This window comes from Nonomuraea antri, from assembly GCF_013283785.1.
GTDB lineage: Bacteria > Actinomycetota > Actinomycetes > Streptosporangiales > Streptosporangiaceae > Nonomuraea > Nonomuraea antri.
On record NZ_JABCPZ010000156.1, the window covers coordinates 14638 to 26768 of the forward strand.

18 protein-coding genes are annotated in these 12131 nt (G+C 68.2%); 9 read left to right on the forward strand and 9 right to left on the reverse strand.

What is annotated here, in order from left to right:
• Positions 1–33 precede the first annotated feature (33 nt).
• Positions 34–381, forward strand: a complete 348-nt coding sequence (locus tag HII36_RS37085; RefSeq protein WP_173527995.1) for a hypothetical protein — start codon at positions 34–36, stop codon at positions 379–381.
• 49 nt (positions 382–430) lie between these two features.
• Entirely contained in the window at positions 431–1276 is an 846-nt protein-coding gene (locus HII36_RS37090) for a class I SAM-dependent methyltransferase (protein WP_173527996.1), read from the forward strand.
• Between the two features lie 245 nt (positions 1277–1521).
• Here HII36_RS37090 and HII36_RS37095 read toward each other — a convergent pair whose 3' ends face one another.
• Positions 1522–1671, reverse strand: coding sequence for a hypothetical protein (locus HII36_RS37095; RefSeq protein WP_173527997.1), 150 nt, complete (start codon positions 1669–1671; stop codon positions 1522–1524).
• Between the two features lie 23 nt (positions 1672–1694).
• Between HII36_RS37095 and HII36_RS37100 the strand changes: the two genes are divergently transcribed.
• Positions 1695–2003: a hypothetical protein gene (locus HII36_RS37100; RefSeq protein WP_173527998.1), complete on the forward strand. Its 309-nt coding sequence runs from the start codon at positions 1695–1697 to the stop codon at positions 2001–2003.
• A gap of 88 nt (positions 2004–2091) precedes the next feature.
• Here the strand turns inward: HII36_RS37100 and HII36_RS37105 are convergent, their stop codons facing one another.
• Positions 2092–2913 carry an SDR family NAD(P)-dependent oxidoreductase gene (locus HII36_RS37105; RefSeq protein WP_173527999.1) on the reverse strand — a complete coding sequence of 274 codons (822 nt, stop codon included), beginning with the start codon at positions 2911–2913 and terminating at the stop codon, positions 2092–2094.
• Positions 2914–2999: 86 nt separating this feature from the next.
• Here HII36_RS37105 and HII36_RS37110 point away from each other — a divergent pair, with 86 nt between their 5' ends.
• Positions 3000–3425 carry a MarR family winged helix-turn-helix transcriptional regulator gene (locus HII36_RS37110; protein WP_173528000.1) on the forward strand — a complete coding sequence of 142 codons (426 nt, stop codon included), beginning with the start codon at positions 3000–3002 and terminating at the stop codon, positions 3423–3425.
• Positions 3426–3870: 445 nt separating this feature from the next.
• Here HII36_RS37110 and HII36_RS37115 read toward each other — a convergent pair whose 3' ends face one another.
• Both HII36_RS37115 and HII36_RS37120 read right to left on the reverse strand, forming a co-directional pair.
• Positions 3871–4056 carry a hypothetical protein gene (locus HII36_RS37115; RefSeq protein WP_173528001.1) on the reverse strand — a complete coding sequence of 62 codons (186 nt, stop codon included), beginning with the start codon at positions 4054–4056 and terminating at the stop codon, positions 3871–3873.
• 345 nt (positions 4057–4401) lie between these two features.
• Positions 4402–4926 (reverse strand): helix-turn-helix transcriptional regulator, encoded by a 525-nt coding sequence (locus tag HII36_RS37120; protein WP_173528002.1) that lies wholly within the window; start codon positions 4924–4926, stop codon positions 4402–4404.
• A 99-nt stretch (positions 4927–5025) separates the two neighbouring features.
• Between HII36_RS37120 and HII36_RS58215 the strand changes: the two genes are divergently transcribed.
• From HII36_RS58215 to HII36_RS37140, 4 genes are all read left to right on the forward strand, one after another.
• Positions 5026–5640, forward strand: a complete 615-nt coding sequence (locus HII36_RS58215) for a serine hydrolase domain-containing protein (protein WP_173528003.1) — start codon at positions 5026–5028, stop codon at positions 5638–5640.
• On the forward strand, positions 5579–6292 hold the full coding sequence (locus tag HII36_RS58220; RefSeq protein WP_268959703.1) for a serine hydrolase domain-containing protein: 714 nt from the start codon (positions 5579–5581) through the stop codon (positions 6290–6292). Before HII36_RS58215 ends, HII36_RS58220 begins: the two co-directional genes overlap by 62 nt.
• Positions 6293–6971: 679 nt before the next feature.
• Complete coding sequence (locus HII36_RS37135) at positions 6972–7469, forward strand: SigE family RNA polymerase sigma factor (protein WP_173528004.1); 498 nt, start codon at positions 6972–6974, stop codon at positions 7467–7469.
• On the forward strand, positions 7466–8170 hold the full coding sequence (locus tag HII36_RS37140) for a hypothetical protein (protein WP_173528005.1): 705 nt from the start codon (positions 7466–7468) through the stop codon (positions 8168–8170). Before HII36_RS37135 ends, HII36_RS37140 begins: the two co-directional genes overlap by 4 nt.
• Before the next feature lie 76 nt (positions 8171–8246).
• Here the strand turns inward: HII36_RS37140 and HII36_RS56015 are convergent, their stop codons facing one another.
• The 3 genes from HII36_RS56015 to HII36_RS37150 all read right to left on the reverse strand — a co-directional run bounded on the left by HII36_RS56015 (position 8247) and on the right by HII36_RS37150 (position 9439).
• Positions 8247–8480, reverse strand: a complete 234-nt coding sequence (locus HII36_RS56015; protein WP_217370440.1) for a transposase — start codon at positions 8478–8480, stop codon at positions 8247–8249.
• An 88-nt stretch (positions 8481–8568) separates the two neighbouring features.
• Positions 8569–8934, reverse strand: a complete 366-nt coding sequence (locus tag HII36_RS58885; RefSeq protein WP_328808055.1) for a Tn3 family transposase — start codon at positions 8932–8934, stop codon at positions 8569–8571.
• Between the two features lie 52 nt (positions 8935–8986).
• Positions 8987–9439, reverse strand: a complete 453-nt coding sequence (locus HII36_RS37150) for a MarR family winged helix-turn-helix transcriptional regulator (protein WP_173528006.1) — start codon at positions 9437–9439, stop codon at positions 8987–8989.
• A 94-nt stretch (positions 9440–9533) separates the two neighbouring features.
• Between HII36_RS37150 and HII36_RS37155 the strand changes: the two genes are divergently transcribed.
• Positions 9534–10373 (forward strand): alpha/beta fold hydrolase, encoded by an 840-nt coding sequence (locus HII36_RS37155; RefSeq protein WP_173528007.1) that lies wholly within the window; start codon positions 9534–9536, stop codon positions 10371–10373.
• A gap of 425 nt (positions 10374–10798) precedes the next feature.
• Here the strand turns inward: HII36_RS37155 and HII36_RS37160 are convergent, their stop codons facing one another.
• Together HII36_RS37160 and HII36_RS57170 are read right to left on the reverse strand one after the other, a co-directional pair.
• Positions 10799–11389, reverse strand: a complete 591-nt coding sequence (locus HII36_RS37160; RefSeq protein WP_173528008.1) for a terpene synthase family protein — start codon at positions 11387–11389, stop codon at positions 10799–10801.
• On the reverse strand, positions 11325–11927 hold the full coding sequence (locus HII36_RS57170) for a terpene synthase family protein (RefSeq protein WP_173528009.1): 603 nt from the start codon (positions 11925–11927) through the stop codon (positions 11325–11327). The genes HII36_RS37160 and HII36_RS57170 overlap by 65 nt, the downstream gene beginning before the upstream one ends.
• Positions 11928–12131 lie beyond the last annotated feature (204 nt).

The window sequence follows — 12131 nt, forward strand, 5'->3', positions numbered from 1 at the left end:
GGCGAAAGTGACAGGCATCGGGTCGTCGCCCCGGTGGGCGTCGATGCCGACCGCGAAGCGGATCCGGTATTCGTGCAGGAACGCTTCCAGGCTGGTCGGGGTCATGGCGTCGTGGTGTTCGAACACAGAGCGCAGGTCGATCACGGCGAGGTCGTCGCCGAAGGTCTGGGCGAGCCGGGGCGGGCCGTGACTGACGCGGCCCGGGCACAACCTCTGGAACGCCTCCAGAGCGATCACCCGGCCGCGCAGGTCGGCCAGGTCCAGGGGGTCGCTGTTGAACCGGTGGTGTGCCCGGCCGTTTCGGAAAATCCCGATGGCGAGCAGATCATGCGGCAGGCGAGCTGGCTGTGGCCGTCAGGGCGCTTCAGGCGCATCCTGTGAAGTGCGCACAGTGGGCGCGCGCGGGCTCCGGCCCGGCGAGGAGGAATGCATGGACAGCGCGCCGAGCAGGACGGCGATGTTCGCGGCCATATCGCGTGGACTGTTTCGCCTGGAAACGGCGTCGCCGTGGGTACTGGACGATGCGCTGGCCCTGGTGCTCGTCGGCCCGGTATGGCGGGAGCTGCGAGACCGGTTCGATCCGCTGTTCCCCGGCCCGGTCCGTCGCGAGTCCCGCACGGCCGTCTGCACCCGCAGCCGCTACGCCGAGGACCGGCTGGCTGTCGGCGCCTTCACGCAGTACGTGATTCTTGGCGCGGGGCTCGACTCGTTCGCGTGGCGGCAGCCGGATCTGCTCGGCTCGCTGACGGTGTTCGAGGTTGATCATCCTGCTTCCCAGGCCTGGAAGCTCGAGCGGGTCAGGGAGCTCGGCCTGCCGCTCAGCGACTCGCAGGTGTTCGTGCCGGTTGATTTCGAGGCCGAACCGGTTCGGGACGTTCTGGACGCGGCCGGGTTCGACTGGGCGCAGCCGGCGATGTTCTGCTGGACGGGTGTCGCTCCCTACCTGACGGCGCAGGCGATCGAGTCGACGTTGCGCACGATCGCGGCGGCTGCTCCCGGGTCTGAGGTGGTGTTCTCCTACCGGGCCGAGGACTGTGTGCTGGACGACGTGGGGACGGAATTCGCCCGGATCTACACGCCGATCGCGGCTTCCGCCGGCGAGCCTCTTCAGCCCGGCTGGCCGGTGAACGAGATCGAGAGGCTGATCAGCCGGTGCGGGCTGAGGGTCGTGGACCATCCCGTACGTGCGGACCTCCAGCAGCGGTACTTCGCCGGCCGTGCCGATGGGCTGCGGCCCTATACCTTCGAGACCCTGGTGGCCGCCCGGGTCACCTGAGCGACCGCAACCACGTCCCGTGAGGGTACGGCAGCCTCCAGGGTCTCGGCGTGCGAGCAGCCGATCGTCGGCGCCGTATGGGTCGCGCAGGGTCCACAGCGACAGACGCGTCGAGCGCCCGGACGAGCGGCGCCGAGTCCCCGTCGATGCGGTGGGCCGCCTGCATGGCCTCCTGCCTGGCCCGGCCGCTGGATCGTCCGCTCGGCCCCTTGCAGCACCTTCGCCTCGAAGCCCTCCACGTCCACCTACATGAAGGCCACCCGCGCGATCTCCCGCGGCTCGCGCACCCGGTCCACGCTGTACAGCAGCACCTTCGGCGTCCTGTCGGCGGCGAACCTCCCGGGGTGTTGCAGGTGCGCCCCGCCCTGGATGGGCAGCCCGAGCCGGTACAGCACCCAGCGCGACGTTGGTGATCCGCATGTTGCGCGCCCCCGAGGCCCGCACCCCCATCTCCAGCAGCCGGTACGGCATCGGCACCGGCTCGAAGCCGTGCACCTTCCCGGCCAGCGGAAAGGTGTACATCCCGTACGCCGCGCCGATGTCGAAGCAGACCGCCCCCGGCCGGACGAAGGCGGACAGGCCGAGCAGTTTGGGTTCGCTGAGTGAGACCGTCGCGCCGGCGCGCAGCAGTGCGGCCGACCGTAGGCGACAGGGGACTCCAGCGGCGCGGCCCTCGAGCCCGGTGGCCGAGGACGGTGGGCTCGACAGCACGACGGATGACGGCTGACCCCGGCGGGACGTTCCCCGGACACATCGACCGGGACATGCTCAAACCGGCCGGCTGCTCCTGACGTGATCCGCGCGATGGAGCAGGGTCAGCGACTCGGATGGTCGATGTCCTGTGCATGGTGAAGGCCCAGGCTCCGGTTCAGGCGCCCGGTCAGCCGGGTGACCGTGGCGCGGGGGAGCAGGCGAGGCGCCCATGTCATCGCCCTGGTGATCGTACGGCCCGGGTAGGCGTTGACGGCGCCTTTGGCGAAGGCGTCGAGGGTCTTGGCCGCGACGCCTTCGGGCGCATCGGTGAACGCCGGATTCATGGTGGCGGAGGTCCCGTCGAAGAACCCGGTGTCGGTGGCGCCGGGATGGGCGGCCATGACGCGGACGCCCGTGTCGCGGAGCTCTTCGGCGAGAGCTTCGGTGAACGACAGCACGAACGCCTTCGTCGCGGCGTAGCTGGCCTGGTAGGGCATGGACTGGAAGGCGGCGGTGGAGGCCACGTTGATGATCCCGCCGTGTGCTCTGGCGACCATGCGCCCGCCGAGTACGTGGCTCAGCCGCATCAGGGCGGTGATGTTCAGCTCCACCGAGCTGACGTTCCGCTGGAGCGAGCTGTTCAGGAACGGGCCGACGGCGCCCGCGCCCGCGTTGTTGACCAGCAGATCGACTGTCAGGTCCTGCCCGTCCAGTTCCGCGATCAGGCCCGTCACCCCGGACGGCGCGGCGAGATCGGCCGTCACGGGGATCACGTCGACCTGATGCGCCTGGCGGATCTCATCGGCGACCCGGCGCAGCGCCTCGCCGGAGCGGGCCAGGAGCACGAGATTCGCCCCGCGCTGGGCGAGTTCATGGGCGTATGCCGTACCGATTCCTCGTGAGGCTCCGGTGACGAGGGCGGTGATTCCCCGATATCTGGACATGATCGCTCAACTCCATCTACTTCGAGTCTCAAACGAAAATGACGCTATCAGCTTCGAGACTCGAAGCAAACTGCTAGGCTGGGAGCATGACGAACGAGGCACTGGAGCAGGTGGTGCGCGCCAATCATGAGCTCTTCATGCTGACCAGTGACCGCATCGCCCAGGCCCTCGGGGAACTCCGCCTCACCTACGCGACGGCACAGGCCCTTTGGGCGATCGATCCCGCCCAGCCCGCGCCATCGATGAGAGTCCTGGCCGAGCGCATGTTCTGCAATGCGCCCAACCTCAGCTTCGTCGTCAACCAGCTGACCGAACGCGGGTACGTGGAGCGCGTCGTGGACCCGGGCGACCGGCGTTCACGGGTTGTCGTCCTGACCGAGCAGGGCCGCCAGGCGCGCGAGCGAGTCATCGGTGTGACGCTTGCCGAAACCCCTTTCGCCGATTGTGATCAGCAAGACCTAACCCGGCTCGCCGAAATCCTCCAGCGGATCCTGAGCCGCACCGCCCGGTGACCAGGCCGAGCGAAAGTGCAATCTCGTCCAGCCTGTTTCAGGGCCGGGCCGTGGCCTCTCGATGCTCGCAGCTCAAAGCGCCGATCATGCGGGGGGCGGTTGCGTGGATGGCGGTGACCCGGGGTTACAGAGAAGAATCCTCGCGGTCGTTCGGATCATTGGTGGAGCCGGCGCAGGCCGAGGGGCGCCGGTGGCGGCGGTGGCCCGGTCCGGTTTGCCCGGAAGGACGGGAGCAGGTAGCCGAGCAGGCGCCGGGACGCGGCCAGCGACTCCTCTGGTGACTCTGTGACCATGGCGTTGTTGGCCAGGAGTAGCAGTGTGACGTCGGATTCGGTGAAATCCGGGCGGAGCTGTCCTGCCGCCTTGGCTCGCTGTATCAGGTCGGCGAGTCCGTTCTCGGCGCGGGCTCGCAGGTGGTCGTAGTTGATCGCATCGGGGAAGCGCGTCAGGGATGCAGTAGTGCGATCACCGAGACCGCCAGCCCAGCCGCGCCGATGAACATGCTGATCACGCTGGCCCGCTGATCCAACACCGACAGAAGAGGTACGGGCAGATGCAGCGGATCGGTCAGCAATCCAACCAGGCCTGCCGCTAGCAGCCCGGCCAGCAGCACGATCAAGGCGATGAGCATTGCCCCGCCTCGCCGCCGGGTACGACCGTACGAAGGCTGAGACCTCGACCCAGACATGCTTCAAGCCTGCCGCCCGCATCCGTCGCATGGCAGCTGAAGTGAGGGAGGCGTCGCAGGTGGGCATGGATGGATCGCTAAGTAGAAGGTGCTGGACGCGGGATGCGCTCGTTGGCGTGCTTGACTTCCTGGCACATGTCCAAGCAATGGGCACGACGAGCCCGATCCGGTAGCGTGCAGCCGCCCCACGACACAACTCATCACCGAGAGACGCGTCTAACTGCGAGAACGCGACAGATGGCGGCTGGTGGGGCCGTCCTTACCGACAGGCCGAGTCGCGGCTCGCCGTCACTGGTCGAGCAGGCGCTGGATGTCCTCCAGGAGTTTCATGTCAGCGGCCAGATGCGCATCGGCGTTGTCGAACAGCGCGTCGGCCAGCGGTGACAGGCCGGCCTTCGCTTCCCGCCCCGCCGCGAAGTCCGCCCGCTGGCCCTCAAGCGCCCGGCAGGAGGCCGCCACCAACTCCCGCGCCTCTCCCGAATCCAGCAACGCGTGCCAGCGCAGCGCCAGTGCGAAGTCGGACCTGGTGGAGCGCGGCGGTGCGGACAGTGCCTTGCGCAGCAGGTCACCTAGCGCGCGCCGGCCCTCGGGCGTGATCGCGTAAACGCGGCGCAGCCGATCACCGGTGCGCTCCTCCGAATGCGTCTCGGCCAGCCCCTCGGCCTCCAGCTTGGCCAGGGCGTGATAAACCGATCCCGGCTTCACGTCGGTCCACTGTTCCAACGCCCCGGCCGTGACGAGTTGATTGATCTCGTATCCGTGTCGCGGACCTTCATTGAGCACGCCCAGGACGAGCAACCGGGTCGACGACACTCGAACACCTCCACGCGATGGTCAAGGTTGACTATATCAGCGACTTCGTGCTCAGATAATCAAAGTTGAATAGTCAAAATAGAGCAACGGAGGGTTCCGATGGTCTTCCTCGCGCGACGGATGGACGCGCTCGTGCGCGCGTACGCGCAGCTCGGCAGGTTCAGCGGCGCGGTGCTGGTCGCCCGCGGAGGCCGGCGGCTCTTCGCCAAGGGGTACGGCCACGCCGACCACGAGCGCACCGTGCCCAACACCACGCGCACGACATTCAGGATCGGATCTCAGACCAAGACCTTCACCGCGATCGCGATCCTGGTCCTGCAGGAGCAGGGCAGGCTCCGCATCACCGACCCGATCGGCCGCCACCTGCCCGGCTACCCGCACGGCGACGCGATCGCGCTGCACCACCTGCTGACCAACACCTCGGGCATCCCCGATTACGTCACGACCGAAGGCTTCACCCGCATCATGGGAACGCCACGCACCCGAGCGGCGCTCATCGCCGGCTTCAAGGATCGGCCCCTGCTGTTCGAGCCCGGCTCGCAGATGAGCTACAGCAACTCAGGATGGGTCCTGCTCGGCGAAGTGATCGAGCGGTCGTCCCGGCCTGACCTACGGCGAGTACATCCACCGGCACATCCTCGCCCCGCTGGCCATGGAGCACAGCGGCCTGACCGACGAGCCCAGCGAAGGACACGCCATCGGCTACATGGCTGACGACGGCCGCCTCACCCGCACCCCGTACCTGCACAACTCCAACCAGGACGCCGCGGGGGCCCTGCACTCGACCGTCGAAGACCTGCACCGCTGGAACCGCGGCCTGCCCCGCCTGCTGCGCGCGGAATCGCTCACCGAGCTGGTCAAGCCGCACGCCACAGCCGACGGAATCGGCTACGGCTACGGCTGTGCGGTGCACGGCGACCGCATCGAAAGCTCCGGCGGAACCATCGGCTTCGTCAGCATTTCCACGCATTACCGTCGCGACGACCTCTTCATCACCGTGCTGTCCAACATCGAGAACGCCGCCTTCACCGAGATCGAGGCCGCCCTGGCGGCAATCGCCCGCGGCGAGCCGTACGAACTGCCCAGCCGCCGGACCTTCGTCACCGTCGACCCCGCCGTCCTCGACCGGTACACCGGCCGCTACACGATGCGCCACCTGGGCCGCACCTCCACGATGGACGTCACGCGCGACGGCAACCGGCTGATGGCGCAGGTGCACGGGCTGGCCAAGACCGACCTGCGGCCCATGTCCGAAACCCGCTTCTTCGCCAGGATGAAAGGTGAGGTCGAGCTGGACTTTCTGGCGACTGGCGAGGTCGCGCTGAACTGGGCGGGCCACCACATCACCGCCAGTCCGGCCAGCTGATCTTCTTCACCTGGCAGGCAGCAGACCGGCAAACGCTGTCACATGTCACCGGCATAACCACCCAGACAGACCAGCGCCTGGACCACCACGCATGACACCAGCACCGAGCCTGACCTAACCCGAAGCCGAGGGCTCTCGGGCCGGCGCCCCGGTAGCGGCTGCGGTGGCGCGACGGGTCCCGAGGCTGAGGAGCCGCCGGACGGCCGTCATCGATGAGAGCGATCTTGATAGGGCAGCCGAAGAGTCGCAGCGAGATGTGGGTGGATAGGTGCTGGTCAGCGTCCTGCGAGTGTCGCGGAGGCGGTGGAGCGGCCAATTTTGAGGATGCGGGCAGCCTCGGTGACCGAGACACCGTCGTTGACCAGGCGGCGCAGTGTGGCCGGCTCGGCAGGGCCGATGACGCGGGGCGGCAGGTCTTCTTGCCGGGCAGCATGGCACCGGTAGCCTCGCGACGCTTTACGACGGCGATCCCCTCGGCCTGGCGTTCGGCGCCCAGCTGTAGCTCGTATTCCGCAGCCACGAACATGAATCGACCCTCCTTGGTGCTCAGATCGAAGTGCTCTGCTTCGGGGCAGCCAAGATAAGTCCGAAAGGGGGAACCCCCGATTTCCGAACTCTGTCACCCAAAGGCGCCTCCCGGGCGGTAGTTCCGGAGAGAGCGTCGTAGAGGGAGTGGGAGATGGTGGACGGGTTTGCTTGGTATGTCGAGCAGCGGCATGAGCGGCTGTGCCGTACGGCGTTCCTGCTCACCAGGGACTGGGCGGCGGCGGAGGATGTGGTGCAGACCTCGCTGATCAAGGCGTGGGGGGCCTGGCGCAAGATCGAGAGCAACCCGGATCCGTATGTGTACCGGATCATCGTCAACACGCACGCCTCCTGGTGGCGGCGCCGATGGCGGGGTGAAGTGCCCACCGAAGCGATGCCGGAGGGACCCGAGCAGGGAGACATCGCCGGGACGGTGGCTGACCGCGCCGCCTTGTGGACGGCGACCGGCGCCCTCCCGGCTCGGCAGCGAGCGGTCATCGTCCTGCACTACTTCGCCGATCTGCCGCATGAGCAGATCGCTGACGTCCTCGGATGCTCACTCGGAACGGTGAAGAAGCAGCTCAGCCGCGCGTTGGCACGGCTTCGGGTGGATCCGGCGCTGCGCGAACTCAATGTGGAGGCGAAGCAATGACTCAGTACACCGAAAGTGACCTGCGCGCGGTGTTCGAGGAGTACAGCACCGAGGGGCCGAGCGGACCCGCGCAGCTGCAGGAGATCACCCGGCGGGGACGGGTCGCCCGCCTGCGTAAGAGGGGGATGGCCGGGGCGGTGCTGGTCGGGGCCGCCGCGGCGACCTTCGGTGTCGTCGCGGCCTTCGGACCGTACGGCGGTGCGTCCGCGCCGGGCCCGGCCTCCGCGGTGCGGGTGACGAACGGCGTCGATCTGCCCGGGACAGCCGTCGGCGTGAACGGAGACACACTGGAGTTGATTCTCTCCGAGAGCCACTCGACGGTCGGTGAAGGGGTGAAGGTGACCTTCCAGCCGACCACCTACAACACCGGCTACTCCATCCGCTGCGCCGATCCCAACGTCTGGGTGCTGGTGAGGCAGGGCAATGAAACGAGCTTCGGCCAGTGCGGGGATCGTCGTGGAGACCATCTCGACGCCCAGCACGACTGGAAGTCCGCCGGCCCGGGGTGGCTCGGCAAACCTCAGCACCTGGAGATCTGGATCTTCCCTTCCGACGCCCCCGTCGGCCAGAAAATCGAGGACGGCAGCGGCACCTATGACATGGATACGATCATCACGACGCCGGAACGCCTTGCCAAGGTGGTGAACCAGCGTCCCAGCGCGTGGACGATCGGTGTCTACGACAAGCCGGCCCAACAGTAACCAACGTCACTCGACGCGCGTGCGAGGAAGGCTTCGACCCGGCTGGGGACCGGCGCGCTGACTGCTGCGCCCAAGATCACTGTACGGGTCCCTGCGGGGTTTGCACGCAGTCTTCGTCTACTACGGCGGAAGATGCGTCCTGGGGCAGCGCCGCCACTCCGAGCGGCCGCAGGCCCTTGTCCGGGGCCGAGGAAGCGATCGCGGAGCGGCGGTGGATGTGGCCCAGCGGGGACAGCCGGGCCACATCCTCGTCCATGACCGGCACGCCCTGGGCACGCAACTGGTCCAGGATCACCGACAAGTACTTCAAAGAAACCACAACATTGAGAACCAGCCCTGATGCCGCTAACTGACGACCCGGAGCATGTCCGGCCACTTCGTGAGCACCTTCTTGGTGTTCACCTTGTTCCGGGCGATCGCCTCCAGCGCCCCATGGTCGCCGGTGCTGACGTCGAGCAGGTCGGCAAGCGGGGCGTGAACCGGTGGCCGAGCATGGAGAAGATCCCGAACATCATGGCGCTGTCGCTGGCCTGGTCCGTCGTGACCACCTCGGGTTTCGGGCCGGTGTCCAGGTTGATCAGGCAGTCCAGGAGGTACGAGGAATCGCGGGGCGCGCCCCGCACCCGCGTTTGTGGCCCTCCGCTCCCGATGGTGTCCCCGGCCCCAAAAAGTAGGCGCAGCAGCGAGTGGCGCTGGAGGCGTCCATGCGGAGCTTGGTGAGAAGGTGTCAGCCCTTCAAGGTCGGCGACGGCCGCGATCTGCACGGCTTGGCCGGCGCGCTCGCCCCTGTGGTTCGGCGGCCCGGCCGCGTGGCGGTCAGTCGCGCAGGCGGCTGAGCGCCTGCGGAGACAGGTTCCGGGCGAGTTCCTCCAGGAGGGCGATGATCTCGGTGACCCTGTGCGGGTCGTCGATGGCCAGCGCTTTGGCCAGGGCTGCGTCGATGGAGGTCGAGCGGACCTGCTCGACGCGGCTGGAGATCTCCGGGGCGGGTTGGATGCGGAGTCGTCGGCGGTCGCGGGTATCGGGTTCCGTGACGACGGCACCCGCCTCCCGCAACCGGGCGACCGCCGCTGACACGGCGCTCTGGGGCAGGCCGGTGCGGGTGACGATCTCGCTGATCGCGCTGCCGGGATGCGTGCGGACGTCGCTGACCACGATCAGCACGGTCCGGGCACTCCCAGGCTGGTCGCCCAGCCCCTCGGTGGGCAGGGCCTCTTCGCCGATCTTCATCAGGGTGCGCCCCAGTAGGAACAGGTCCACTCCGTTCATGTGACCGAGATTACATCAAAAAAGATGCATCAGAATTGATGTATCAAGAATGATGGAATACGTTGATCGCGAACCAAGGCGAAAGGACCCTCCCATGACCACGACAACCGGCTACCTGGCCGTCCCGGGCGCCAGCCTCTACTACGAGATGCGCGGCAACGGCCCCACGCTGCTGACCTCCCAGAGCGGCGAGGGCGACGCCGGACGCAGCGTCGATCTGGTCGATCAGCTCGCCGACGCCTACACCGTGCTCACCTACGACCGGCGCGGACTGTCCCGCAGCACCCTGGACGACCCCAGCAGCGGTGTGACGATGGCCGAACACGCCGACGACGTCCACCGGCTGCTGGCCGCGGTCACCGACGAGCCGGCGGCCATGCTCGGCTGCAGCCTGGGCGCGGTCATTGGCCTGCATCTGGCCGTCCGGCACACCGGGCAGCTCCGTACCCTCATCGCGCACGAGCCGGTCGCGCCCCGCCTGCTGCCCGTTCCGGACCAAGCCCGCCATGAGGCCGAACTGGCCGAGATCCAGCAGCTCTACCGGGAGCAAGGGCTCGCGCCGGCACTCAAGACGGTCGCCGAGGTCTTGGGCATCGACCCGGCCAACCCCGACGCCGAGCCCGACCTGACGCCGCAGCCCATGACCTCGGAGCGGATCGCCAACTTCGGCTTCTTCATCGAGCATGACTTCACCGCCCTGATCAACGACACCCTGCCGGTCAACGAACTGGCGCACACCCCTACCCGCGTCGTTCCCGCCGCCGGCCGGACCACCCCGCGCACCGTCTTCGACTACCGCTGCGCACAGGAACTGGCCACGCTGCTCGGCGTCGAGGTCGCCGAGTTCCCCGGCGGCCACAATGGCAACACCACCCACCCCCGCGCATACGCCGTCCAACTGCACCAGATCCTGCAAGCGGCGAAGGTCGGCTGACGCTCAGGGCGGCAGTACTCCGACGCACTTGAGCGGTCACCACTCGCGCCCGTCCAGGGGAGCCGCCCGCTCGGTCAGGGAGCGACCAGAGCTTCCCCCGACGCTTCCGCGAGCACGCCTTGATCAATGACCTACTGCCGGAGGGGCTCGCCGCCCCTTTCCGCCGATTCCGCGCCTCGATCAGTTCGATACGCGCTGGCCCTGGACTTGGTGGCCCTGTCGGGATCAGGTCAATTCGAACAGGCCGCCAGGTGCCGTCCCCGGCCGGACGAGGCCGAGGACGGGGCTGAGAACCTCCTGGGCTCGGGACCCGCCGCTTGCAGGTCCACCCCGAGAACTCGGCGCCGGCCTTGCATGACGCGCTCGGCGACCTTCACCCGCCGGCAGGGCAAGAGCCGCCACCAGCACCCGGCCGGCCTCGGCCGCTACGTGCAACTCGGCGAAGAGACCTCCGCCCGCATCACCACCGAGCAGGACCCCGCCGCTCGCTGCCACCGTCGCCCTCGATGAGCCCGGGCACAGCCGCGTTCCCGCCAGGGGTTCCCGCCAGGGGGTGACGGGCGGTGAGATCGGCGACTGAAAAATGCCGAGCCCGGTGGGCCGGAAGGGCCGGTGTGGCCGGAGCATGCGGCTGGGAGGGTGATGCCCGCGTGCGCGGCGCTCAGGTCGTAGCGGCGGGTCGGCGGGTAGCGGGGTGGATCGCCGACATACCAGGACAGTTGGCCGGTGAGCCACTGCCGCAGCCGCGTGATGTAGTCATCGAGCCGGTCACGGGTGGCCTCGTCCAGCCGGGCGTCCTCGACGAGTTGGGGGATCTCCTCGGCGATGATCTGCTGGAACTGGCGGGTGCGCAGGTTGGTCAGGTCGGCGAGGATGTCGATCGCGCTCTGGGTGTCGCAGTCCAGGAAGGCCATCACGGCGGAGACGCCGTTGCTGTGGGAGAGCTCGACTTCAAGGTCCTTGGGGTAGGAGTAGATGTCGTTGAGCAGGCCGTACTGGTCGGTGAAGGCTTCCATGAGCCGGACCATCGTGGGGGTGGTCGTCCACTTCCGGCGGCAGGTCGTGGCCGGACGAGGCCAGGAGCAGGATGGCGGTCAGGTCACCGGCTGCCGTCTCGCGCCGCATCTCCAGGAAGTCGACGGGGTCCGGGATGCGCCGGTGGACCGCGTTGGCGACCTCCCACTGATGACGCTCTGCGAACGCGGCGCACAGCTCGCGCATGCGCCGGCGCAACTGCAGGGTCAGGGTGGGAGCGGTGCGAGCCCACAGCGTGGCCGGTGCCCGCTCCACTCCGTTGACCGGCACGGTGGTGGAGGCGCCGGCCAGAGGCATGAGGGCGCGTTGCCGTGCCGCTAATCCTTCAAGCCGGCGTGGTCGCCGGGTTTGACGTAAACGTGCGCGATGTAGTCGTCGGAACGTCCAGGTGTCCCATTCGGTGGCCCGCACAAGTTGCTCCAGCGTCACGTCCGGATTGTCCAAGGCGGTGAGCAGGCCCAGATCGCAGGCCTCGGCGTACTCCTCACTCCAGATGCCGTCCGGGCCGGTGATGCCCACGTGCGGCCGCCACCTGCGCAGGTGTTCACGGGCCTGCTGCAGGTGCGGGTTGAACCGCACCAGATGCGGTGAGACGAACGGCGGGACGGTGTGGGGCGGCCGATCGTCGCGGCGGCCTTGGCCCGTCGCCTGCTCTCGCGATGGGCTTCGTGGCCGAGCGAGGTGAGCGCGCGGATGCTTGCGGTGCCCGGCCCGGTGGGGTGG

Bases quoted from the DNA above. Each gene is read 5' to 3' on its own strand.
- HII36_RS37090 (WP_173527996.1), top strand. From the start codon at position 431: ATGGACAGCGCGCCGAGCAGGACGGCGATGTTCGCGGCCATATCGCGT.
- HII36_RS37100 (WP_173527998.1), top strand. From the start codon at position 1,695: ATGTTGCGCGCCCCCGAGGCCCGCACCCCCATCTCCAGCAGCCGGTAC.
- HII36_RS37105 (WP_173527999.1), bottom strand. From the start codon at position 2,913: ATGTCCAGATATCGGGGAATCACCGCCCTCGTCACCGGAGCCTCACGA.
- HII36_RS37110 (WP_173528000.1), top strand. From the start codon at position 3,000: ATGACGAACGAGGCACTGGAGCAGGTGGTGCGCGCCAATCATGAGCTC.
- HII36_RS37115 (WP_173528001.1), bottom strand. From the start codon at position 4,056: ATGCTCATCGCCTTGATCGTGCTGCTGGCCGGGCTGCTAGCGGCAGGC.
- HII36_RS58215 (WP_173528003.1), top strand. From the start codon at position 5,026: ATGGTCTTCCTCGCGCGACGGATGGACGCGCTCGTGCGCGCGTACGCG.
- HII36_RS58220 (WP_268959703.1), top strand. From the start codon at position 5,579: ATGGAGCACAGCGGCCTGACCGACGAGCCCAGCGAAGGACACGCCATC.
- HII36_RS37135 (WP_173528004.1), top strand. From the start codon at position 6,972: ATGGTGGACGGGTTTGCTTGGTATGTCGAGCAGCGGCATGAGCGGCTG.
- HII36_RS37140 (WP_173528005.1), top strand. From the start codon at position 7,466: ATGACTCAGTACACCGAAAGTGACCTGCGCGCGGTGTTCGAGGAGTAC.
- HII36_RS37150 (WP_173528006.1), bottom strand. From the start codon at position 9,439: ATGAACGGAGTGGACCTGTTCCTACTGGGGCGCACCCTGATGAAGATC.
- HII36_RS37155 (WP_173528007.1), top strand. From the start codon at position 9,534: ATGACCACGACAACCGGCTACCTGGCCGTCCCGGGCGCCAGCCTCTAC.
- HII36_RS37160 (WP_173528008.1), bottom strand. From the start codon at position 11,389: ATGGAAGCCTTCACCGACCAGTACGGCCTGCTCAACGACATCTACTCC.